Source organism: Mycolicibacterium nivoides (genome assembly GCF_003855255.1).
GTDB lineage: Bacteria > Actinomycetota > Actinomycetes > Mycobacteriales > Mycobacteriaceae > Mycobacterium > Mycobacterium nivoides.
Window position 1 is genome coordinate 6054989 of the sequence record NZ_CP034072.1, and the last position, 22387, is coordinate 6077375.

The following is a 22387-nucleotide window of genomic DNA, read 5'->3' on the forward strand; positions in this document are numbered from 1 at the left end:
AGCGGCAGACCCGGCGGCCCGCACCCCAGGTCGCCCGGATTCCCGGTAATCGCATCGGGCACCGTCATCCGCGGTGGACCGCCCTGCCCGGTACGAGGGAAGGGCGCAGGCATCGCCGGGGTGCCCGGTTGCCCGACTGGCGGGTCGGTGAGCTGAGAGGGCGCCAGGACGTTGGGGTCCAGCCCGAGGTCAGAGAACGCCGCGTCGATGAATGGCTGAATGTACTGCCCGGGTGGAAGATTGACGACGAACCCTTTGAAGAACGGACCGGAGGACACCGACTCCCCAAGCGCCATCGCATAGGAGTTGAGGCGTTTGACAGCGTCCTGCAGTCGCTCCCGGCGGTTGTCGATGATGGCCAGCACCCCGTTGAGACGGTCCAGCGTCGACGTGAACGACTCGCGGTTTTCCGCGATGAAGCCGCGGATCTGCCTACTGACCGCGACGATGCTGTTGGAGATGGAATCCAGCGCGGCACTCTGGGTCCGGATCTGCGTGAGTAACGCGTTGGAGTTGGTGATCAGATCGACGATCTGGCTGCTTCGCTGGCCCAACACGGTGGACACCTTGCCCACATCCGACAGCAGTGACCGCAGCTGTGTGTCGCGTTCGGCCAAGGTTCCAGAGAGGCGGGAGACTCCGTCCACCGCTGCACGCAACTCCGGGGGCGTATCGGCGAACGTCTCGGCGAGCGTCTGCAGCGATGTCGACAACTCATCGGTGTCCAGACCGTTGATGGTCACGGACAGGTCACCCAGCGCATCGGCCAACTGATAGGGCGATGTGGTCAGCTCCAGCGGGATCGGCCCCTCGAGCGGTGCGTCACCGCGTGGTGTCACCTCGACCACCTTGGCGCCCAGCACCGTTTTGGTCTTGATAGCGGCCTCGGAACGGTCCCCGACGAAGACGCTACGGTCGATGTCGAAGCCGACCACGACGCGATCGCCGTCCAGCCTGATAGAGGACACCTGCCCGACTCGCAGGCCGGCCACCTCCACCGGTGAGTCCGCTCGCAGCCCGGCCGCATCGGCAAACTGGGCGGTGTAGCTGTGGCCACTGCCCAGAAACGGGATCGCGTCGTAGTTCGTGGCGCCGACAATGGCGGCGACGATTACCACCGACCCGACCACACCCACCTTGACCGGGTTGCGTTCTGCCATCGGTTTCATTTCGGCGTGCACCTGCCCGAAGTCTGAGCCGCCGCCTTGATGTAGACCGGCTGGCCGCCCTTGCCATTGACCTTGATGATCGCCTCACAGATGTAAAAGGCGAACCAATCTCCGTAGAGCCCCTGCCGACCCAACATTCGATAGGCGTCCGGCAGGGTGTTCAGCAGGTCGTCGAAGTAGTCGTGTTTGTTGAGCACGATGGTCGCCGCCCGGTCGGTCTCCTGTCGCACCTTTTGGATCGCCGGGCGCGACTGCGCGAGCAGATCGGCAACTTCACGGGCGGTGGTGTCGATGTTCGCCGTCGCATCGGCGATCCCGTCCTTGCGCGCGGCCAGGGCAGCGGTCAGTTCATCGAGCCGACCGAGCGCTTTGCCGAAGTCGGCGTCATTGTCACCGATCGCGCCGAGCACGAGATCGAGATTGTTGATCAGGTCCCCGATCAACGCGTCACGGTCTGCCAGCGCGTCGGTGAACGTGGCGGTCTGTCCCAGCAGGGAGCTGATGGTGCGGCCCTGACCCTGGAAGGCCTGGATGAGTTGGCCGGACAGAGCGTTGATCTGGTCGGGGTCCAATGCGCGGAACAAGGGGCGGAATCCGCCGATCAGGGTGTCGAGGTCCAGTGCGGGTGCGGTGTTGGCCGCCGCGATGGTGTCACCCGGTTTCAGCGGGGCCCCGCCGCCAGCACCAGCTTCCAGTGCCAGATAGCGGTCGCCGTATAGGTTGTCGAAACGGACGACGGCGCGGCTGCTCTGGGTGAGCACCACGGAGTCGTCGACCTCGAACTCGACACCGACCAGATTGTCCCGGCCGATCGTGAGATCACCGACCTTGCCGACCTCGACACCGGCGATCCTGACGAAGTCGCCACTCTTGAGTCCGCCGACGTTGCTGAACAAGGCCCGGTAGGCCTGCTGCGGCTGGAATCGCGCCTGTGCGAACACCGCCACCAGGGCGAACAACCCCAACAGGCAGACAGTACAAAAGATCATCAGGCGCCACAGGACGGCCCCCAATCGTGCGTTCATGGCGAGGACGCTCCTATCGGAGGGGTGGGTGCGGTTTTCTGCGGGGTCGGCGGTGTCCCCATCGGGAACGGAGCCTCGAATGCCTCGGATCCCGGCGTCGGCCCGGGTGCGCGCGGCGCGCCGGGTGGCGGGGCCGGAGGCAGGCCTGGATACAACGGGCTGCCATCCGCTGCATACTGCGGGGCACCATAGGGCGGGCCACCGGGATACGGAACCGGTGCGGGTGCAGGGCCTTCCAAGTCACGAATGCTCGGCGGTTCGGGAACGGCGCGGGTGACCGGGAAGTAGTTCGCCCAACCGGGAAATCCGATGCCTGGGTTGATCCGGATGTCGTTGCCGGTGCCCCACCCGGTGTTGGTCACCAACTGCCGGACCGGGAATTGCTTGCTCGGGTCGGGCAACGATCCGCAACCGGGCTTACCTCCTGGGCCGCCCTTGGCACCCACGATGGGGAGGTTGTCGGGATACCGATACTGATCCTGTCCCCAAGCCAGCGAAGAGTCCAGGATGATCGAGTACCCGTTGCCCCCTTCGGCCTGCGCCCCACCGTTGTCGATAAACCACTGGGCACCCAGCAATGTGCAGGTGAGCGCCGGATGATGTTCGAAGAGCAGCGACGTCGTGGGTTGCAGCGCATCGACTGTGCGCACCAGATCGTCCTTGGCGGTACCGAGCAATTGTGTTCCGCTGTCGGCAAATCCGAGGACATTGACCAGCAGCGCATCGATATCCCCGGCGCGTTCGGACACTGTGGTCGAAGTCGTGCTCAGGGCGTCCAGAGCCGTCAACAGATCGCCCGCGGCCGCACCGTAGGTGGTGGCGAAGTCGTGCACCGCGTGCAGGTCGGTGCGAATGGTCTCGCTTCGCGGGTTGAGCGCCAGTAGGACCTGGTTCGCATCGCTGGTGGCCTGGCCGATGGCTTCGCCCTGCCCGCGCACGCCCTCGGCGATGGCACTCAGGGTCGCATTCAATTTCGCCGGGTCGATCTTGTCGAGCAACCCGACGATGTTCTCGAACACGGTGTTGACCTCGCTGGTCGTGTCACTTGACCGCAGGGTTTGGTGAGCGGTGATCCGTTCGGGGCTCGGGTCGCTCGGGTAGATCAGGTCGACGTATTTGGCGCCGAAGGCAGTTGTCGCGTTTATCTGAGCGGCCACGTTGGCGGGGATGTACCTAACGTATTCCGGGTCGATCGCCAGCGTCATGACGGCGGTCCCGCCGGTGGCGGATCGAACATCGGTGACATGGCCGACGGCAAGCCCGCGCATCTTCACCTTGCCGCCGGGTTCCATTACCAGTCCGGATCTGTCGGCAGTCAGCGTGACCAGAACATAAGACCGGAGCCAGCCGTTGAACAGTGCGACGGTCGCCACCGCCACCGCTACCAGAGCGAGCACCAGCAGGCCGGCCGACCACGCGGGGCGGATTCGTGAATTTTTCACCGGGAGCATGTCGATCACCCAGACAGGTTGAAGTTGCCGGAACGTCCATAGACAGACAGGGAAATCACCAAGGTGACGAACACGACGACGATCAGCGAGGTCCGAACCGCGCGGCCGACTGCCTCCCCGACTCCCGCCGGACCACCGCTGGCGCTGAATCCGTAATAGGTGTGAATGACCATGACCGCCAATGCCATTGCCACCGCCTGGACGAAGGACCACACCAGATCCATCGGGTTGAGGAAGGTCTTGAAGTAATGGTCGTAGACGCCCGTCGACTGCCCGTAGACCACCGTCGTTCCCACGCGCGCGGATACGAAGGACATCAATACGGCTACGCAGTACAGCGGGACAACGACGATGACACCGGCCATCAGCCTGGTCGAGGCGAGGTAGGAGATCGACCGCACCCCCATGACCTCGAGCGCATCGATTTCCTCAGCGATGCGCATGGCACCCAGTTGTGCCGTCGCTCCGGCTCCGATGGTGGCGGCCAGCCCGATACCCGTCGTCAAGGGCCCGATGATCCGGACGTTGAGATACGCCGAGGTGAAACCCGTCAGAGCCTCTACCCCGACACCGGCCAGCGTGTTGTATCCCTGCACCGCGATCAGTGCGCCCGCCGACATCGTCAGGAACGCGACGATGACGATCGTCCCGCCCACCACCGCCAATGCTCCGGCGCCCAGGCTCATCTGGGCGATCTGAACGGCGACCTCGGCGCGGTAGTGCACGACGGCGTCACCCACCGAACGGATGGTCTGCCCGTAGAACTGGGTCTGCAGACCCAACTGATTCCAGCCGTCGCGGATGGTGCGTGTCGCGCGCCGCAGGCGTGGCCGGAGCGTGCTCGGGACCCCGGTCACATCGTCGCCTGTACACCGACAGCCGTGACCAACAGGTTGATCACGAACAACGCCATGAACGAAAACACCACCGTCTCGTTGACGGCGTTGCCGACTCCGGCCGGCCCGCCTCCGACCGAGATTCCCTTGTAGCAGCCGACCAGAGCGGCCACCAGTCCGAAAAGCGCCGCCTTGACCACCGAGATCACGATCTCGGCGCCACCGGTGAACAACGTCATCCCGGCGACGAATGCACCGGGAGTCACATGCTGGACGAACACCGAGAAGAAGAATCCGCCCAGGATCCCCACCACACAGACAACCGAGTTCAACAGCAGCGCGACGATCACAGTGGCCACGACACGGGGGACCACCAGCGCTTGTAGGGGATCGATTCCCATCACTCGCATCGCGTCGAGTTCGTCGCGGATCGTCCGTGCGCCCAGGTCCGCGCACATCGCGGTAGCCGCAGCTCCGGCGACCACGAGAACCGTTACCAACGGACCGATCTGGGTGACGGCACCGAAGGCGGCACTGGCACCCGAGAAGTCCGCCGCACCGAACTCGACCAGCAGGATATTGAAGATGAAAACCGATAGCACGGTGAACGGGATGGACAGCATCACCGTCGGCACGATGGACACCCGTGCCACGAACCACATCTGAAAGATGCACTCGCGCCATGCGAACGGCGGTCTCGGCAGCAGCATCGCGGTGTCGATGACGATTGCGATGAAACCACCGATACCTCGCATGGGTTTGGCGATCAAGTCGACGCTGACCACTACACCTGCTTCCGATCGGTCGCGGTGCGAGGCGGCACCGCTGCTCAGCTGAGTGCAACAGGTCGCGGTACGGACCCGCAACGACAGCGATTTCAAATGGTGCAGAGCACATTTGACGCCATCCAGCACTCGCACCATTTGAAGTGCCCGGACTTGACCGCAGCGTGGAACCTCAGCCGACAATGGCGAGGAAGCTGTCAACCACGAGACGGATGCGCAGGGCCAAGTTGAGCGAAACGGTTGCCCCGGAATGCCCGGAGATGACGTCCTTCGATCACGATGACGATCACGATCACGAACCGCGACCGTCTCGTCGCGTGCGACTACGGCCGACCTGGTTGCTGTATGCAGCGACCATTCTGATGCTGACCGCGCTGTGCGTATTCCTCGGTGTCCGCTATTACGACGACAGCCAGCAGCTACGCCGCCAAGAGTCGTTTCTGGCGGAGGCCCGTGAGGGCGCGGAGATGCTGACCACCATCGACGCCGCCAATGTGCAAAACGACGTGGCCCGCATCATCGCCTCCTCCACCGGACCGTTCCTGGACGATTTCCAGCGGCGGTCACCGTCCTTCGTCGAGGCGGTGACAAGAGCCCAGTCCACGTCCCGCGGCACCGTGCTGGAGGCGGGCCTCGAGCAGATCCGCGGGGATCAGGCCGACGTTCTGGTCACGATGGCGGTGACGACATCGATCAATGGCGCCCAGGCGCCACCTCGGCAGTGGCGCATGCGGATCGGCGTTCGACAGGACGGATCGACGATGAAGGTATCCAATGTGGAATTTGTTCCCTGATCGCCGCCCGGCACCCGCAGTCATCGTCGGGTGCGTGGCGCTAACGTTGACCTGCGGTGCAGGTTGGCTCAGATTTCACGATGGCCAACAGAGTGCGGCACTGCTGGGCGGTCCGGAATCGGTTCGCGCCGCTACCGAGGGCACGATCGCGATGCTCAGCTACTCCCCCGACACCGTCGATACGGATCTGCTGGCTGTGCGCGACCGACTTACCGGCGATTTCCGCGAGTCGTTCACCGCGTTGGTGAACGATGTGGTGATCCCCGGTGCACGAGAGAAGAAGATCCACTCCAGCGCAACGGTTCCCGCCGCCGCCTCGGTAGCGGCCGACAATGCCCACGCCACGGTGTTGGTCTATGTCAACCAAACCACCGTGGTCGCCGATGATCCACCTACCGATACCACAACCAGCGTGAAAGTAGGCCTCGAGCAGATCGACGGACGATGGCTGATCTCTGACTTCGCGCCCATCTGAACAGAAACAGGACCCACATGAAGACACCGATTGCGGCGGCGACCGCCGCGCTGGCGGTCGTCATCTCCGCACACCCGGCCAATGCGGATAGCAATCGGCTCAACTCCTCGGTGGTGCAGATGGTGAGCATCGTGCAGTACAAGGCGGGCTGCCGGGAGAAGGTCCGAGTCCACGCTCAACTGCAGCAGGCCGCCCAACGGCACGCGCTCAATGTCCGTGATGACCGGGCGCTGGCCGGCCATATCGGATCCGACGGCTCCACAGCTCAACAGCGCGCGGCGGCAGCGGGATATCCAGGCTCTGTCCAGGAGACAGTGGCGATCAACCCCGCTCTGGCGATCAGTTCGATGGAACTGATCAACATGTGGTACTCGCACCCGGAGGACCTCGCAGTGATGAGAAACTGTGCGAACACCGACATCGGGGTCTGGTCGGAGAACTCGCTGGATCGCACTGTGGTTGTCGCTGTATACGGAAGTCCTCCGCACGATGCCGCCAGTATGCCTACAGGAGGCGGAGATTCACGCTGAAGGTGCGTGGTTGATCGGAGTAGTGCCAACACCACGCAGTGTTCTTCCCAATGCCGTTGCGATCAGCAAAGCTGAAAAATGGCACTGTCGGCTACCCCGCAGCGCCCGGCGCTTGCGAGAGAAAGAGTGACAAACATGGTTCAACCGGCCACCGATCGGCGTCCGACTGTGGACTTCGACCACTACGATCAGCGTATCGCGCACCGCATCCACGATGTATATCGCGATCTGCGCAGCGAGAACCCGATGCAGTGGACCGATCGCCACGGCGGCTTCTGGATTGCGACCGGATATGAACCGATTCACGCGATCGCCTCGGCACCAGACGATTTCACCTCCGGCGAGGCGCTCATTCCAGACATGACTGCGGGCAATCCGCTGATTCCGCAGATGCTTCAGGACCCCGAACACCGTCTCTACCGCACGCTGCTGCGCGACTGGTTCACGCCGCGCCGCATCACAGGCTTCGAGCCGGCCCTGCGAGAGCTTACGGCCGAAATGCTGGCATCGTTGACCTCGCCGGCAGATCTGGCCACCGACTTCGCACTGCCCATCCCGATGGAGATGATCCTGCGGGTGGTTGGCGTCCAGGTGCAGAACATGGATCTCATCCGTGACGGAGTTCGATACATGGTCGACCAGGCCGGTCAGGACACCAGCGGCGCGGTCGACGCATGGCAGGGCGCAATGACTTTCGTCCAGGACGTCATCATCGCACCGCTTCGCGAGAACCCAGGTGACGACCTGCTCAGCTACCTGCTCGCCAAGCAGCCGGAAGTGACGGAACTCACCGACGATGTGATCGCCGCAATCGGATTCAGCATGATCGGCGCCGGCTTCGACACGACCTACAAAACGCTGGCCACGACGCTGGCCTACTTCGCCGAGAATCCGGAGGTACAGGAGCAGGCGCGGAAGTCTCCGTCAGCCCAGGTCGTTGAGGAGGCCCTCCGACTGTTCGCGCCCGTGGTGACCGGGCGCACGGTCACCGCCGATACCACGGTGGCGGGCCAGACCCTCAAGTCGGGCGAGCGGGTACTGCTCGCGCTGCCGGCGGCCAACCGCGACCCGGCCGAGTTCGCCGAACCTGACCAGCCCAAGTTCGACCGAAATAACGTCCGCCACTTGACCTTCGGGAGTGGTATTCACAAGTGCCTGGGCATGCACCTGGCGCGGCTGGAGCTCAGAGTGGCCATCGAAGAGGTATTCCGGGCGTTCGACCACTTCCATGTCACACCCGGCGAACAGGTCAAGTACGTGCAGAGCCAGGTATGGGGAGCGGTGTCGGTCCCCATCTCGTTCACTCGCGCCACGCTCGTGTAGTGCCCCGCCCCTCACCAACGTGGCCGGGCTCAGCACAACCGCAGGGACAAACTGGTGAAGATCACTGAATCCAAATCCTTTTCACTGGAGAATATTTCGGCCTTGGCTGGATCATTATGGCGTAACCTCAGTTGGCCGGTCAGCCGGTATCGACAGGTGCGGGTTCCCCCACCCACGGCCGCCGAACCGCGTATCGGCGCTTCTCGCGCGACGGCCCGATCAGCATCGCCGGACAGCGACTCCTACGCGGGCGGACAAATTGCGCCCAGTGAATGCGCACTGCTGGTCTTGGGCTGTCAACCCGAGATCCTCGCCTCGATACCACAGCACGACGAACTCATCGCGAAGACAAACAAGGCCGTCGATATCGTCCGTATCCACGAGGGAATCGTGGTCCATGCGCGGACGGCCTTCGACCCAATGGACTATCGGTTCCCGCCGTTGACCAACAAGGAGTTCGCGACCGTGGTGCAGGAGCACCGGCTGCAGAACGGGACTCCTGAGGCCGCGCTGCACCCGGCATTGGCCGTGCGGCCCGAAGACATCGAGTTGCGCACTACCAGGTTAGGGATCTTCTCGACCACGGATCTGGACGAGCAACTGACCAACTACGGTGTGACGACCCTCATCGTCACCGGAAGCCACACCAGCGGTGCGGTACTGACCACCATCAGGGAGGCCGCCGACCGCGACTATCGCATCATCGTGGTCGCCGGCTGTACCGCCGACCCCGATCCTGAGGTGCACGACTTCCTACTGGAGAGAGTGCTTCCCCGCCAGGCCGAGGTGTGGACGGCCGCACAGTTGTATTCATCACTGGCCGCAAATAAGTAAGTGGTCTCTCTGGACCAACGAACAGTCACCGTTTCTCAACAAACTCGATGTCAACTCGTTGCCCTCGCCGTTTGTCGACGGTGAACGAGGCATGAGTTGGCTGACCGACCGGTTCAACCACGTACCGACGACACCCAACTGTGATGAGATCGAAGCACCACCTCCGTCCGAAGAGAGCCACACATCATGACGCTGCAGCACTGCCGGTTGTGTCCGGGATCCTGTGCGAGCGGCGAGAATAGGCGTAGGGCTGCTTCACGGCAGTAGGGCTCTCACAAGTCGCAGTTGATGCTAACTTCCTACTCACGAAGCTGGGCCGCGGAGCTGACCTACCTTATAGGCGGCCTTCGGTGAGGGACAGGTGACGTGGCCAGGGACTGCCCCCGGTTGGTTGGCTCCTGACCGGTGGAGGATTCGTCCTTGCTGGAAGTGGCTCTCGTTGATCACGCCCCACGTTGGCTGCATGTCGGGCGCACCGCTTGCTTTTGGGTGTGCAGCTGCGGCTATCCCACTACATCGTCTCCCCGATGACGTCGAAGGCTGAAGCCGGACCGATCATCGCGTACAGCGAGCCCGAGGGCGGATATGGCATCGCGTCGCCGACCCGTTGATGCCGGTTGCCGCCGAGCGACAGTTGGCACCTCAGCCTTTTTCGTGCTGGGGTGCGTTCGAGTCCGACGCTTTACCTTCCAAGACGCTCGGGAGTCGGTGGTATCGGACTCGCGTCCGTAGGCGCTCATCGTTGGGCTTGCGTTTGAAACTCGCAGCTGTGGTGAGGCTACCTTCGCTGGGGTCCGCAGGGAACAGCCGCATCGCTGATCCTGCCGTCGGCCAATTACCATGTGTTTCATGGGCACCCTCGATGACGTGGCGCGCGCGGCGGGGGTCTCGAAGTCAGTCGCCTCCCGCGCCCTGACGGGCGATGCCAAAGCGCGTATGAGCGACGCCACCCGCGCCCGGATCCTAGCGGCCGCCGCAGAGCTCGACTACGTGCCGAATGCCCGCGCTCGTGCCCTCCGTCAGTCTCGCTCCGGCGCAATCGGTCTGATTGTTCCCGACGTCAACAACGCAGTGTTTGCCGACATGCTGGCGGGCGTACACGACGCGACCACACGGCACGGCACCGATGTGCTGCTCGGCCAGGTGGACCCGCCGCCAGAAGGAGCCCAACAGCTGTCCCGTCTGGTGCGAGAAGGCCGGGTCGACGGACTGCTGATTCAGCGCCGGGAGGATTTCGACAACACCATGCTGGCCGCGGTGCTGCGCGACGATGTGCCTGCGATCACCGTCAACTCCCGGCTACTGGGCAGAGTCGGATCGGTGATCCTTGAGGATGAGCGCGGAGCGGCACTGGCCACGCAACACCTGATCGGGCTGGGGCACCGGCGAATCGCGTTCATTTCCGGCACTCATACGCATGACACGGCACAACGGCGCAAGAGCGGCTACCGGCGTGCAATGGCCGATGCCGGCCTCACACCGGAACCTAGCTGGATGATCGACGCCGGGTGGGAATCCGATGCGGGCGCGCAGGCGCTCGACACGCTCCATCGCGACGTCGAGTTGGGAAAGCCAGGCGGCCCCACTGCCGTTGTCGTCGCCAGCGTCAACGCTGCCGTCGGCGCCCTGTTCACCGCGCTGCGGCTCGGCCTGGGGGTGCCCGACGAGCTGTCGATCGTCGGTATCAACACGACGTGGGTCTCCAACACGGTCTATCCGGCGATCACCACGGTGAAGCTGCCACTGCACCGGCTCGGACAAGTCGCAGCCACGATGCTGCTGGACCACCTGGCAGGCGCCGAGCTCGCCGATCTGGTGATCGAAGATCCCGCACCCGAATTGGTGATCAAAGAGACGACGGCCCCTCCGAGTGCATGACTGGGGGCAGGACGCTCTCAGCGTCGGAAGTCGGCGGGACGTTTCTGCACGAAGGCCTCCACCCCTTCGACACCATCGGCGGAGGTGAACAACTCCATCAGCGTGGCGCGTTCGTCGCTGTAGGCCAGCGCGCGCTCCGCACCCGATACAAGTTCTTTGGTGGCAGCCAGCGCCGAGGCCGATGAGTCGGCAAGAACCGCAGCCCATTCGAGTGCACGCTCCAAGCTGGTGCCCGCCGCAACCACCTCGTTCACCAGACCGAGTTCGTGGGCCTCGGCTGCCTTGAGCCGCTGTTGAAACATGATCAACTGCTTGGCTTTACGACCGCCGACTTGGGCGGCCAACCGCTGTGTTCCGCCCCAACCGGGGATCAATCCCAACGACACTTCGGGAAGCCCTAGCTTGGCCGTCTCACCCGCCACCACGAGGTCGGCGGCCAGCGCGACCTCGAATCCACCACCGAGGGCCATCCCTTCGACCGCCGCGATGACGGGGACGGGAACTGCGGCGATGGTTTCGATCAGGACACCCGCAGAGCGGGTGAGTTCGCCGATCTCGCCTAGGTCCCTACTCCCATACACCGAGATGTCCGCTCCGGCACAGAAGAAGGATCCACCGCTGAGCACTACCACCCGGGTGCCGGCCGGGCGCCCGTCGATCGTCCTGGTCAGCGATCGGACCATGTCGAGGTCGAAGGCGTTTCGCTTTTTCGGACGGTTCAACACCACGTGCAGTACGCCCTCGCTGGTCTCCGGGTCGACGCTCACCGATCCCCCGGTCGTCAGTGTCTCGGTCATCAGTTACCCACCTTTGCTTGAAGTCGATCGATATCTTCTGTGTCGTAGCCCAATTCAGTCAGGACAGTCCGGTTGGAGCTGCCCAGGTCCGGCGGCAGGTTGCGCACCCCCGGGCGCTGTCCGTCATAGAGCACCGGGTGTCCGAGGAGCTTGACGGCACCCGCCGTCGGATGGTTGATCTCGATTACCGACCGGTTGTGCTGCACCTGGGGGTCCTCGACGATGTCGGCGTAGGTGTTCACCGGCGCGAACCAGACCTTGGCTTCTGCGAACACCGCACTCCATTCGTCAGTGGTTCGTTGCCCCATGTGCTTGGCCACCCGCTCGTTGACGTCCTCGCGCCGTTCGTAGGACAAGTCCTCGCCGACGCTGAGGAACCAGTCGTCCTCGAAGACGGCAGCGAGCACAGCCAACGCATTGAGCGACAGGGTGAGGTGGCCGTCGGCGGTGGCAAAAACGCCGTACGGCGCTTTGTAATACGGCGAGGACACGCCGCTGTTGCTACGCCGACCGATGTACCCGTTCAGGAAGTAGGACAGCGGTTCGACCTGGAGATCGAGCGCGGCGCTGAGCAGATTGCTCTCCACCCGAGCACCCCGTCCGGTGCGTTCTCGGCCATGCAGTGCCGCCAGGATCCCGAACGCCCCCAACACCGCGCCGTGCTGATCGACGATCGATGCGCCGACCGGCGTCGGTGGGCCATCGGCGGCACCGGTCGCTGCAGCAATTCCCGACAGCGACTGCAGCAGGACGTCCTGCCCCGGCCGGTCCTTGTAGGGGCCGTCGCTGCCGTAGCCCGACAGCGAGCAGTACACCAACCGGGAGTTGCGGTGGCGCAGCCGTTCCCAGCCCAAGCCGAGCCGTTCCATCACGCCGGGGCGGAAGCTCTCGATTAGTACGTCCGCGTCATCGAGCAGTCGGAGCATCACGTCCACCCACTCGGGGTCCTTTAGATCCACCACCAGACTGCTGACGTTTCGGTTGCCCAGAAGGAAGAAGACGCTCTCCCCGTTGAGGTAGGCATCGGGGCCCGACCACGTGCGCTCGAACGCACCCGCCGGCGGCTCGACTTTCACCACCTGCGCGCCCAGATCTGCGAGCAGCTGCGTGGCTGATGGGCCTTGCAGGAAATGCGTGAAGCTAACGACGCGAATCCCGTCGAGCATGGCCATCGGTGCCTCCTTCGATCGGATCCCAGCGGGCTGGCGCACTTCGCTACCCGACCCATTCAACCAAGTTGAACAATCGATTGTCCATACTTAGCGCAATCGATTGTTATCTTTGTTTTTCCTGTGCTTCACTGTGGCGGCCGTGATCTGGGACACAGGTCGCGGCCACCCCACCCACCCGATGCGCACCGACAAGGAGTCACCGTGGTCGACTCATCGCCCCAGCAATCTCAGGCCGCCAGTCCGCACACCAGCGACCCGCCCACGAGCAAGCTGCGAAAAGTGGTCGCAGCATCCATGGCCGGTACCGTCATCGAGTGGTATGAGTTCTTGCTGTACTCGGCGGCCTCGGCCCTGGTCTTCGGCACCCTGTTCTTCCCGAAGACCGACAACGCACTCGACGGCGTCATCAACGCACTGCTCATTTATGCCGTCGGCTTCCTCGCCCGCCCGCTCGGCGGCCTCGTCTTCGGCTACTTCGGTGACCGCGTGGGACGCAAGAAGCTGCTCCAGGTGAGCCTGCTCCTGGTCGGCGCCTCGACGTTCTCTATCGGCTGCATCCCCGGCTACGCCAGCATCGGATTAGCCGCTCCCCTGCTCCTGGTCCTGATGCGGTTCATCCAAGGCGTCGGCGTCGGCGGCGAATGGGGCGGCGCAGTGCTACTTGTCGCCGAACACAGCCCGAACAAGAGCCGCGCCTTCTGGACCAGCTGGCCGCAGGCCGCCCTTCCCCTCGGCAATTTTGTTGCGACACTTGCCCTCACCGGCCTGGCATTCGCCATGACCGAGGACGCCTTCCTGGCCTATGGCTGGCGTATCGCATTCTGGTTGTCGGCCGTGATCGTGATCGTCGGTTACTACATCCGGACCCGCGTGGACGAAGCGCCGCTGTTCCTGGAAGCGCGCGAGGCGGCTGAGAAGACCAACGAGCCCACACCCTCTGCGCTGCAAGTCATCAGGGCCTATCCCCGCCAGGTGTTGATCGCCATGGGCGCCCGGGTGGCGGAAAACATCATGTACCAGATGGTGGTCACATTCTCAATTACGTATCTGGCCTTCACGATCGGAGCCACCGCCACCGAGATCCTGGTCCTCATCCTCGGTGCGCATGCCATCCACTTCGTCGTGGTGCCCTTATACGGCAGACTCGCCGACACCTGGGGCCGCAAACCGGTGTTCCTGCTGGGATCCGTGCTCGCCACCGGCTGGGGATTTGTCGGCTTTCCGTTGCTATCCACCGGCAACAGCTTGCTCATCTTTCTCGGCATCACGCTCGGCCTTCTGATCCACGGCCTGATGTACGCCCCACAACCGGCGCTGATGGCCGAGATGTTCCCCACCCGGATGCGCTACACCGGCATCTCGCTGGGTTACCAAGTCACCTCGATCTTCGCCGGATCACTCGCTCCTTTCATCAGCACCTCGCTGCTGCGTTCACATGAATCGTGGGTGCCGGTCGCCTGCTACCTCGCGGTGGCAGCAGTGGTCTCAACCGTGTCGGTGAGTTTCCTGAAGGAGACCAAGGGCATCGACCTGGCCGACATCGGCGCCACTACCCCGAGACTTCAGGCAGCCTCATGACGCCGACGGTCGGGCAGAACCACCGTCACTGGCCGACGGAGTGGCCGGAAGATCCACCTTCGCGCACGATTCCCTGGACAACCGATTGTCCGGCGCGATACCGAATCTTGCCCAATCGGTTGCTCAACGTGTAAGGGTGTGCTTCGCTAGGTGGACCACCGGGCGTGAACGCCCGATTTTTTCTCCGGCCCCCGCATTGCTGCGAGGCCTGCAACTGCCGACCCAAGACATTCGAGAATGGGATCAGTCACCACATGAGTGATATATCAGTTATCGATCGGTTTGCCGTTCCCTCACAGTTACAGGGTCTGCGGCGATGACCCGCAGACTGGAAGTCGTCGGGATCGACAAGGAATACACCACGTCCCACGGTGTCACCCGCGTACTGCGGGGGCTGACTCTGCACGCGGACCGCGGCGAGTTTGTCTCAATCGTCGGCCCGAGCGGATGCGGCAAGTCGACTCTGTTCAACATCATCACCGGGCTGGTGGCGCCCACCGCGGGGTCGATCCGGGTGAACGGGGTCGACGTCACCGGCACCACCTCGGAACATATCGGTTACGTCCTGCAGAAAGACCTCCTGTTCCCGTGGCGGACGGTTCTGGAGAACGTCATCCTCGGACTAGAGGTGCGTGGCACGCGCAAGAAGGAAGCACGCGAACGCGCCCGACAACTCTTCGCGGCCTACAAGCTGGAGGGCTACGAGGACAACTACCCCGCCGATCTCTCTGGGGGGATGCGCCAGCGGGCGGCACTCATGCGCACCATGGTGACCGATCCGGACATCATCCTGATGGACGAAGCGTACAAGGCACTCGACTACCCCCTCAAGATCGCGCTGGAGGGCGAGCTGCTCGAAACCGCCAGAGCCACAGGAAAAACCGTTGTCGCTGTCACCCACGACATCGAGGAGGCGGTCACGATGTCGGACCGCGTGTACATCCTCAAAGCCCATCCCGGGGAGATCGTCGACGAACTCGACGTCGTTCTCGGCACCACGAGCACCGATATCAACGAGCGGCGGCTGGCGCCCCGATTCAACGAGTTCTACGAAAAGATCTGGCGCGGAATCGGGCAGTCGGTGGACGTCGCATGAAACCCGTCGTCCCCACATTTTCTCACCTCACCAAGGAGGACAGATGACGACCGTACTTGCCGAGCCGTCGGCCACCCCCACACGGCGGATCCGGACGGCCACCGTATCGCCGCGCCGCCGCCGGCGGATCATCCTGCACACCATGCAGGTCCTGATCGTCGTAACAGCCTTGTCCGCATGGGAATTCGGCGCCCGCAGCGGTGCCATCAGCTCGTTCCTCTTCGGCAGCCCCAGCGCGGTTTGGAACGTACTGCAGACCCGCGCGACCTCCGGTGCGCTATGGTCCGACATCGGCGTCACCAGCATGGAGGTCCTCTTCGGATTCTTGATCGGCGCCGTCGGCGGATCCGCTCTCGGCCTGCTGCTGTGGTACTCGCAATTCATCGCGGATCTGACGTCACCGTTCATCGCAGCCATCGGGTCGATCCCGGTCCTGGCGGTCGCCCCGTTGACAATCATCTGGTTCGGCACCGAGATGACGTCCAAGGTCGTGATCGTCGCGTTCTCGTGTGTGGTCGTGTCACTGACCACTTCCTACCGTGGCGCCCGACGCACCGATCCCGACCTGGTCAACCTGATGAAGTCGTTCGGTGCCTCCCGCTCCCAGATCTTCCGCAAACTCGTTGTGCCGTCTGCGATGACGTGGGTGGTGTCGGGGTTGAAGCTCAACATCGGCTTCGCACTCGTCGGCGCCATCGTCGGCGAATACATCAGCTCCGAGGCCGGCGTGGGCCACATGATCCTGCTCGGCAGCTCCAATTTCACCATCAGCCTCGTCATTGCCGGCATCGCCATCGTCATGGTCATGGTGTTGGTTTTCAACCTCCTCGTCGGCGCACTCGAGCGCTTCCTCGGTCAGTGGGAAAGGTCATGATCATGAAAGCCCGAAAGCTACTCCGCCAGTTGATAGTTGCTGGCGCCTCGACAACGGTCTTGGTCGCCACGGCCTGCGGCAGCGAACCGGCCCAGTCTGCGGACGGCACCGCCACGGTCCGAATCAGCCAGGCCTTCCAGTCACTGCTCTACCTGCCGCTCTACGTCGCGAAAGAGAACGGCTACTTCCAGGAGCAGGGTGTGACCGTCGATATCGCCACCGGCGGCGGTGGCACCCAGTCCTGGACCGCGGTGCTAGGCGGATCCGCCGACTTCTCCATCCAGGACCCAGTCTTCGTGCCGAAGTCACACGAGAACAGCGGCCCTGGTGTGGTGGTCGCCGCCATCCAGAATGCTCCGTCGGTGTTCGTCATCGGCCGCGGCGGCGCCGGCGACACCCTGAACGATCCGTCGGTGTTCGAGGGCAAAAAGGTGGTGGTGAGTCCGGAACCTGATACCAGCTGGGCATTCATGAAATACCTGATCGACCAGAAGGACTTGAAAGACGTCACCATGGTCAACGTCACTCTCGGCAGTGAACTGGCCGCGGTGGCAGGCGGGCAGGCCGACCTGGCACTGTCCTTCGAGCCCACCGTCAGCCAGGCAGTGGTGGACCAGGGCCTTGAGGTGGTCTACTCCTTTCCCGCCAATCCAGACTGGTACCCCTTCGCCTTCTCCAGCCTGACCACTACGGAGAAGTACCTGCAGGACAACCCTGAATCCGCCCAGGGGGTGGTCACCGCGATCGCCAAGGCGTCGAGGTTCATCTACGCCGACCCCGCGACCACCATCGACATCGCCGCCAAGTACTTCCCCGATCTGTCTCGCGAGGTGGTCGCGGCCGCCGTCGAACGGGAGATAGCCGCCAAGGGGTACGCCGAGGACGTCACGGTGACCAAGGAGTCCTGGGATCACAACATGGAAATCTCGTTGTTCACGAAGAACATTGCGGCCTACCCCTCAGAGGCCACGTCGTATGAGAACAACGTCGACACCGAACTGGCAACCCGCGCCCGCAGCGCCCTCAAGGAAGGCTGAACGTGACGGTGCATCCGCCCGAACACGGAGAACTCGAACAGATCTCTGCGGCATACGGTCTCGGCCTGAGCACGGGCGAATTGGCAGAGTTCGTCCCGCACGTCAAGGACACGCTGAGCTCCTGGGATGTGGTCGCCGAACTGTACAGGGAGATCGAACCGCCCGCCGTGACACGTGCCTGGTCGCCGCCGGAGCACAACCCCTTGGGCGCCTGGTACGTCACATGCGACGTCACCTCAACAGGCGCGGGTCCGCTGGCCGGACGCACGGTGGGCATCAAGGACAACATCGCGGTTGCCGGTGTGCCGATGATGAACGGTTCGGCGTTGGTCGAAGGCTACGTCCCGGACCGTGACGCCACTGTGGTCGCCCGACTGTTGGCCGCCGGCGCCACGATCACGGGCAAGACCGTCTGCGAAAACCTTTGTTTTTCCGGTGCGTCGCACACCGCGACCACCGGTCCTGTGCGCAATCCCTGGGACCACAGCCGGACAACGGGTGGATCCTCCAGCGGCAGTGCCGCTCTGGTCGCCGCCGGAGCCGTCGACCTCGCGATCGGCGGTGACCAGGGCGGCTCGGTGCGGCTGCCTGCGGCGTTCACCGGGATCGTCGGGCACAAGCCGACCCACGGGCTCGTCCCCTATACCGGCGCTTTCCCCATCGAGCAGACCCTCGACCACCTCGGTCCGATGACCCGCACCGTCGCCGACGCGGCACTGGTTCTCGACGTGATCGCCGGCCCCGACGGGCTGGATCCCCGGCAGCGCGACGGGCGCGACGGACCCACGTTCACCGACGAGCTGAGCCGGCCCGCGGCCGGGCTGCGGGTCGGTGTGCTGACCGAGGGCTTCGGGCACCCGGAATCTGCTCCTGGCGTCGACGCCGCCGTCCGCGGTGCCGTAGACGTACTGCGCACCGAAGGGATGCTGTGCGAAGAGGTTTCGGTACCCTGGCACCGCCACGGCAAACAGATCTGGGATGTGATCGCAGTCGAGGGTGGTACCGCCCAGATGGTCGACGGCAACGCCTACGGCAGGAACTGGCAGGGCTGGTACGACCCTGCGCTCATCGAGCACTACGGAAGCCGACGCCGCTCCGATGGCTCCTCCTTCCCAGACACCGTGAAGCTGGTGCTGCTGGCTGGGTGCCATACCCTTGAGCGGCATCACGGCACGCACTATGCAATGGCACGCAACCTCGTTCCGCTTCTGCGTGCCGCATACGACGAGGCGCTGTCGCGCTTCGATGTCCTCGTCATGCCCACTACTCCGATCCTGGCCAGCCCGATACCGTCCTGCGACGCGCCGCTGGACGAGTACCTGGCGCGGGCGCTGGAGATGATGGCCAACACCGCGACCTTCGACGTCACGGGCCATCCTGCGTGCAGCGTGCCTGCCGGTCTGGTCGACGGACTGCCGGTCGGGATGATGATCGTGGGCCGCCGCCTCGACGATGCGACGGTCCTGCGGGTTGCGCACACCTTCGAGCTGGCCCGCGGGGGCTTTCCCACTGCGGCGGACGGGGCATCATGAGCGAAGTACACGAGATCGAACTGGATCTCACCAAGTCACTGGTGGACGAACCGCGAGCGGGTCACAACCGCTGGCATCCGGACATCCCACCGGTGCTGCGGTGCGCGCCGGGCGACACCGTGGCGCTGCGTGCCCGCGACGGCTACGACGGGCAGATCAACCGGGATTCGACGGCGGCGGACGTGCTGGCCATGGATACCGCCCGGATCCATCCCTTGACTGGTCCCGTGTACGTCGAGGGCGCCGAACCCGGTGACCTCTTGGTGGTCGATGTGCTCTCGGTCGAGACCGGAGACTTCGGCGCAACGCTGAACATTCCCGGATTCGGTTTTCTGCGTGACGAATTCACCGAACCGCACATCGTGCGCTGGGAGATCGCCGAGGGGTTCGCCACTTCAGCGGACCTTCCAGGCGTGCGGTTGCCTGCGGCTCCGTTCATGGGAGTGATGGGGGTCGCACCGTCGCGGGAGTTGTTCGAGCGCACCAGGAGCGCTGAACAACGGGCCGCGGCGGAGGGCGGGCTGGTCGAACTGCCCAATCCCACCTCAGCAGTGCCGCCGGACTTACCCGGGGACCCGGGGCGACGCACCATCTCCCCCACCGAGGCCGGCGGCAACATCGATATCAAACACCTGACCGCAGGCAGCCGGGTGTACCTGCCGGTCTGGGTTGCGGGCGCCTTGTTCTCCGTCGGCGACGGGCACTTCGCGCAGGGCGATGGCGAATCCTGCGGTGCCGCCGTGGAAACCACCACAAGCGTGGTGCTGCGGTTCGACCTGCGCAAGCAGTCAGCGACGTCGGGCGGGGCACGCTACCTGCGCTTCGAGCGCCTCACCGCCGGACCGCCGGAGGTGGCCGCGCGGCCGCACTTCGCGGTGACCGGTGTGCCGGTGGACGACGCCGGCCGGATCCACCCGGAGAACCTCAACCTGGCGACACGAAACGCACTGCGCCTGATGGTCGATCACCTCGCCAACGAGCGGGGTTTCACCCGCCAGCAGGCGTATGCGCTGTGCAGCGTGGCCGTCGACCTGCGCATCAGCCAAATTGTCGATGTGCCAAACGTGTTGGTGTCGGCCATGGTACCCACCGATATCTTCGAGTGAGCCTCAGCCGCACGACTTTTTGGGCAGCTCAGCGGTCCCGCCTCATCTCCGGCGCCCGTCTCCGATCACGCGACTGGACGAATAGCTCAATCCGGCACGACGACGGCGCGACTGCGGCCGGTGTGCGCCCACGCCTCGCCGATCCGGCTCAGCGGAAACGCGGTGTAGGGCAGCTGCAAGGACCCGTCGGCGAAGCGGGCCATGACCTCGGGCGCCTCGGCGTGCATCGCCTCGGCGGACCGCGATCCGACGCCGCTCCCGGTTACCTGGATCCGCCGGCTGCGCAGCAGGTCCGCGGGCAGCGACGCCGCGATACCCGCGAGCGACCCGATCTGCACGTAGGCCATGTTCGCCTCGGCGTCTTCGCCGCTGCGACCCAGTACGGCGAAGGCGGCCTCGGCGATGGCCCCCACAGGTAATCCATCACCAAACCGGGCGACGTCTCCGACACCACGTCGGCCAGGGCCTTCTCCAAACCGTCGGGTCCGTTGTGGGCCAGCGACACGGTGGTCGCTCCCGCTCCGCGCAGCCACTCCAGTGCCTCCGGATCGCGGCCGCAGGCGATGACCCGCTCCGCCCCGAGCGCCAACGCCCCCTGTACGGCAAGGCTGCCCGATATTCCCGTGGCACCGAGCACCAGCACGGTGCCCAACACCCCGAGTTCCTTACGACGCGCGGAGAGAACCATCCAGCCCGACAGGCCGGGGTTCATGCCCGCTGCGATCGTGAGCGGATCCGCTCCCACCGGAAGCTCCGCCTGGAGGGGAGCAAACAGTCGCTCGGCCATCGTCCCGAAGGGTGGACGCGCGTATCCGGTGTAGACCATGCGTCCGTCGCCGGTGCGCGCAACCGCGTCGATGCCTGGCACCAACGGGTACGTCATTTGGCCGACGCCGTAGTGCCGCCCGGTGGCCAGCCCGCGAACGACGTGATGCAGACCGGCCGCGACTAGGTCCAACGGCTCACGGCCGGTCGGGACCATGGGCTCGGGAAAGTCGCCATAGGCGGGCGACGCATTGGGAGCGGTGATGACCGCAGCAAGCATCAGCTTCTCCCTAACTAAGTTAAGCAACCCACCTCAGCATGGCTTAACAACGTTAAGGTGTCAACGACGACCCCGACATCACCCGAGGCCCGGCCGACGCGGGACGGATGAGGAGACGATCCAAGTCACTGATGACGTTCGGGTAGGCGGGATCGAATACCGACGAGTACAACGTCGACGATTCTCTCGGCGTCCGCACGGGTGAACGTGCGCATCCCGCGGTTGACGATGAGGTGCACCGGGCCGGAGATCATCTCCCCAAGGAAGGAACTGTCGACCGGGGGAAGTTCCCCTCTGCCAACGGCGGTGTCCACTCGCTGCTGCATGGCGGCCACGCGGGCGTCGAGCACCCTGGCCAGCGCGCGGATAGTGGCATCGTGGCGGGCAGGCTGGACAGCCGCTTCGAGCGTGCGCCCGAATGGCGTTTCGAGGCCGGCCGCGAGGGCCACCAGAAAGTCCACCAGGTCTCGGCGTATGTCGCCGGTGTCGGCAATAGAAGCGAGGTCGTCGGCATAACGCAACAATGCGTCGGCAACTAATTCTTCGCGCTCAGGCCAGTTGCGGTAAACGCTGGCCTTATGTACGCCCGCGGCCGCGGCGACGTCCTCATACCGGAACCCCGCGACGCCGTCACGCGCCACGAGTTCGGCTGTGGCGGCGAGGATTTGCGCCTTTACCCGCCCGTTACGGCCGCCGGGACGCCGCGCCGACGGATGGTCGGTAGTCCCGTTTCCCATCGCCACCTTCACCTTCCGCCTTGGCGACGATTGTCGCGAGGCAGAGCATTGCGGTGCAACCCGGATGCACATAAACTCATTAAAGCGACCAACTGTCGCTTTAAATCGATCTTGGATAGGCACAAGGACCGTCCATCCGTCACCACCATCCCAACGCGAGCCATGGAGCGCTGATAGAGATCCTCATGTCGGGCGGCGGCATAGCCGCGTTGGCGTGCGCTGGCGTTCGGCAGCCGCAGCCACGGTCACGGCAGTCGAACGCGCCTTGGACCCGGGCCGAGTTGCAGGTGTTCCGATGCGGGGCAAGGCGGTC

22 protein-coding genes and 1 pseudogene are annotated in these 22387 nt (G+C 64.3%); 13 read left to right on the forward strand and 10 right to left on the reverse strand.

Features of this window, described 5'->3' with window-relative positions; genetic code table 11:
- The 5 genes from EH231_RS29575 to EH231_RS29595 all read right to left on the reverse strand — a co-directional run.
- On the reverse strand, positions 1–1169 hold a 1169-nt coding region (locus EH231_RS29575), incomplete at its 3' end, for an MCE family protein (protein WP_124714419.1).
- Positions 1166–2194 carry an MCE family protein gene (locus tag EH231_RS29580; protein WP_090423802.1) on the reverse strand — a complete coding sequence of 343 codons (1029 nt, stop codon included), beginning with the start codon at positions 2192–2194 and terminating at the stop codon, positions 1166–1168. The genes EH231_RS29580 and EH231_RS29575, both read right to left, overlap by 4 nt.
- A complete protein-coding gene (locus EH231_RS29585) occupies positions 2191–3645 on the reverse strand; it encodes an MCE family protein (RefSeq protein WP_090424755.1) in 1455 nt (484 codons plus the stop codon). The genes EH231_RS29580 and EH231_RS29585 overlap by 4 nt, the downstream gene beginning before the upstream one ends.
- 5 nt (positions 3646–3650) lie before the next feature.
- Positions 3651–4502, reverse strand: coding sequence for an ABC transporter permease (locus EH231_RS29590; protein WP_090423801.1), 852 nt, complete (start codon positions 4500–4502; stop codon positions 3651–3653).
- Positions 4499–5236 carry an MlaE family ABC transporter permease gene (locus tag EH231_RS29595; RefSeq protein ID WP_090424754.1) on the reverse strand — a complete coding sequence of 246 codons (738 nt, stop codon included), beginning with the start codon at positions 5234–5236 and terminating at the stop codon, positions 4499–4501. The genes EH231_RS29590 and EH231_RS29595 overlap by 4 nt, the downstream gene beginning before the upstream one ends.
- 347 nt (positions 5237–5583) lie before the next feature.
- Between EH231_RS29595 and EH231_RS29600 the strand changes: the two genes are divergently transcribed.
- The 7 genes and pseudogenes from EH231_RS29600 to EH231_RS29630 all read left to right on the forward strand — a co-directional run bounded on the left by EH231_RS29600 (position 5584) and on the right by EH231_RS29630 (position 11100).
- Complete coding sequence (locus tag EH231_RS29600) at positions 5584–6060, forward strand: Rv1363c family protein (protein ID WP_241177832.1); 477 nt, start codon at positions 5584–5586, stop codon at positions 6058–6060.
- 34 nt (positions 6061–6094) lie between these two features.
- Positions 6095–6535 (forward strand): hypothetical protein, encoded by a 441-nt coding sequence (locus EH231_RS29605; protein ID WP_124713885.1) that lies wholly within the window; start codon positions 6095–6097, stop codon positions 6533–6535.
- Positions 6536–6552: 17 nt separating this feature from the next.
- Entirely contained in the window at positions 6553–7065 is a 513-nt protein-coding gene (locus EH231_RS29610; protein WP_090423799.1) for a CAP domain-containing protein, read from the forward strand.
- Between the two features lie 135 nt (positions 7066–7200).
- Positions 7201–8388: a cytochrome P450 gene (locus EH231_RS29615; protein WP_164481074.1), complete on the forward strand. Its 1188-nt coding sequence runs from the start codon at positions 7201–7203 to the stop codon at positions 8386–8388.
- 288 nt (positions 8389–8676) lie between these two features.
- Positions 8677–9222, forward strand: coding sequence for a cysteine hydrolase family protein (locus EH231_RS29620; RefSeq protein ID WP_164481075.1), 546 nt, complete (start codon positions 8677–8679; stop codon positions 9220–9222).
- Between the two features lie 10 nt (positions 9223–9232).
- Positions 9233–9412 (forward strand): annotated as a pseudogene (locus EH231_RS34515) (hypothetical protein); the annotation flags it as partial.
- Positions 9413–10071: 659 nt separating this feature from the next.
- A complete protein-coding gene (locus EH231_RS29630; protein WP_124713886.1) occupies positions 10072–11100 on the forward strand; it encodes a LacI family DNA-binding transcriptional regulator in 1029 nt (342 codons plus the stop codon).
- A 17-nt stretch (positions 11101–11117) separates the two neighbouring features.
- Here the strand turns inward: EH231_RS29630 and EH231_RS29635 are convergent, their stop codons facing one another.
- Entirely contained in the window at positions 11118–11897 is a 780-nt protein-coding gene (locus EH231_RS29635; protein WP_090423795.1) for an enoyl-CoA hydratase/isomerase family protein, read from the reverse strand.
- Positions 11897–13069, reverse strand: coding sequence for a CaiB/BaiF CoA transferase family protein (locus tag EH231_RS29640; protein ID WP_090423794.1), 1173 nt, complete (start codon positions 13067–13069; stop codon positions 11897–11899). Before EH231_RS29640 ends, EH231_RS29635 begins: the two co-directional genes overlap by 1 nt.
- Before the next feature lie 201 nt (positions 13070–13270).
- On the opposite strand from EH231_RS29640, the gene EH231_RS29645 reads away from it, so the two are divergent.
- The 6 genes from EH231_RS29645 to EH231_RS29670 all read left to right on the forward strand — a co-directional run bounded on the left by EH231_RS29645 (position 13271) and on the right by EH231_RS29670 (position 20292).
- Entirely contained in the window at positions 13271–14647 is a 1377-nt protein-coding gene (locus EH231_RS29645; RefSeq protein ID WP_420891938.1) for an MFS transporter, read from the forward strand.
- Between the two features lie 316 nt (positions 14648–14963).
- Positions 14964–15743 (forward strand): ABC transporter ATP-binding protein, encoded by a 780-nt coding sequence (locus tag EH231_RS29650; RefSeq protein WP_164481076.1) that lies wholly within the window; start codon positions 14964–14966, stop codon positions 15741–15743.
- Positions 15744–15786: 43 nt separating this feature from the next.
- A complete protein-coding gene (locus EH231_RS29655) occupies positions 15787–16617 on the forward strand; it encodes an ABC transporter permease (protein ID WP_090423793.1) in 831 nt (276 codons plus the stop codon).
- A gap of 2 nt (positions 16618–16619) precedes the next feature.
- Complete coding sequence (locus tag EH231_RS29660; RefSeq protein ID WP_124713887.1) at positions 16620–17654, forward strand: ABC transporter substrate-binding protein; 1035 nt, start codon at positions 16620–16622, stop codon at positions 17652–17654.
- Between the two features lie 2 nt (positions 17655–17656).
- A complete protein-coding gene (locus tag EH231_RS29665; protein ID WP_124713888.1) occupies positions 17657–19186 on the forward strand; it encodes an amidase in 1530 nt (509 codons plus the stop codon).
- Positions 19183–20292 carry an acetamidase/formamidase family protein gene (locus tag EH231_RS29670; RefSeq protein ID WP_090423791.1) on the forward strand — a complete coding sequence of 370 codons (1110 nt, stop codon included), beginning with the start codon at positions 19183–19185 and terminating at the stop codon, positions 20290–20292. Before EH231_RS29665 ends, EH231_RS29670 begins: the two co-directional genes overlap by 4 nt.
- An 86-nt stretch (positions 20293–20378) precedes the next feature.
- On the opposite strand, the gene EH231_RS34520 is transcribed toward EH231_RS29670, so the two are convergent.
- The 3 genes from EH231_RS34520 to EH231_RS29680 all read right to left on the reverse strand — a co-directional run bounded on the left by EH231_RS34520 (position 20379) and on the right by EH231_RS29680 (position 22086).
- Positions 20379–20630: a hypothetical protein gene (locus EH231_RS34520; protein ID WP_241177833.1), complete on the reverse strand. Its 252-nt coding sequence runs from the start codon at positions 20628–20630 to the stop codon at positions 20379–20381.
- Positions 20555–21337: a hypothetical protein gene (locus EH231_RS34140; RefSeq protein WP_241177834.1), complete on the reverse strand. Its 783-nt coding sequence runs from the start codon at positions 21335–21337 to the stop codon at positions 20555–20557. The genes EH231_RS34520 and EH231_RS34140 overlap by 76 nt, the downstream gene beginning before the upstream one ends.
- 125 nt (positions 21338–21462) lie before the next feature.
- Positions 21463–22086, reverse strand: a complete 624-nt coding sequence (locus EH231_RS29680) for a TetR/AcrR family transcriptional regulator (protein WP_241177835.1) — start codon at positions 22084–22086, stop codon at positions 21463–21465.
- Between the last annotated feature and the right edge of the window lie 301 nt (positions 22087–22387).

Excerpts from the sequence above, each read along its gene's own strand:
- EH231_RS29580 (WP_090423802.1), bottom strand. The coding sequence starts at position 2,194 with ATGAACGCACGATTGGGGGCCGTCCTGTGGCGCCTGATGATCTTTTGT.
- EH231_RS29585 (WP_090424755.1), bottom strand. The coding sequence starts at position 3,645 with ATGCTCCCGGTGAAAAATTCACGAATCCGCCCCGCGTGGTCGGCCGGC.
- EH231_RS29595 (WP_090424754.1), bottom strand. The coding sequence starts at position 5,236 with ATGCGAGGTATCGGTGGTTTCATCGCAATCGTCATCGACACCGCGATG.
- EH231_RS29610 (WP_090423799.1), top strand. The coding sequence starts at position 6,553 with ATGAAGACACCGATTGCGGCGGCGACCGCCGCGCTGGCGGTCGTCATC.
- EH231_RS29615 (WP_164481074.1), top strand. The coding sequence starts at position 7,201 with ATGGTTCAACCGGCCACCGATCGGCGTCCGACTGTGGACTTCGACCAC.
- EH231_RS29630 (WP_124713886.1), top strand. The coding sequence starts at position 10,072 with ATGGGCACCCTCGATGACGTGGCGCGCGCGGCGGGGGTCTCGAAGTCA.
- EH231_RS29635 (WP_090423795.1), bottom strand. The coding sequence starts at position 11,897 with ATGACCGAGACACTGACGACCGGGGGATCGGTGAGCGTCGACCCGGAG.
- EH231_RS29640 (WP_090423794.1), bottom strand. The coding sequence starts at position 13,069 with ATGGCCATGCTCGACGGGATTCGCGTCGTTAGCTTCACGCATTTCCTG.
- EH231_RS29650 (WP_164481076.1), top strand. The coding sequence starts at position 14,964 with ATGACCCGCAGACTGGAAGTCGTCGGGATCGACAAGGAATACACCACG.
- EH231_RS29655 (WP_090423793.1), top strand. The coding sequence starts at position 15,787 with ATGACGACCGTACTTGCCGAGCCGTCGGCCACCCCCACACGGCGGATC.
- EH231_RS29660 (WP_124713887.1), top strand. The coding sequence starts at position 16,620 with ATGAAAGCCCGAAAGCTACTCCGCCAGTTGATAGTTGCTGGCGCCTCG.
- EH231_RS29670 (WP_090423791.1), top strand. The coding sequence starts at position 19,183 with ATGAGCGAAGTACACGAGATCGAACTGGATCTCACCAAGTCACTGGTG.
- EH231_RS34140 (WP_241177834.1), bottom strand. The coding sequence starts at position 21,337 with ATGCTTGCTGCGGTCATCACCGCTCCCAATGCGTCGCCCGCCTATGGC.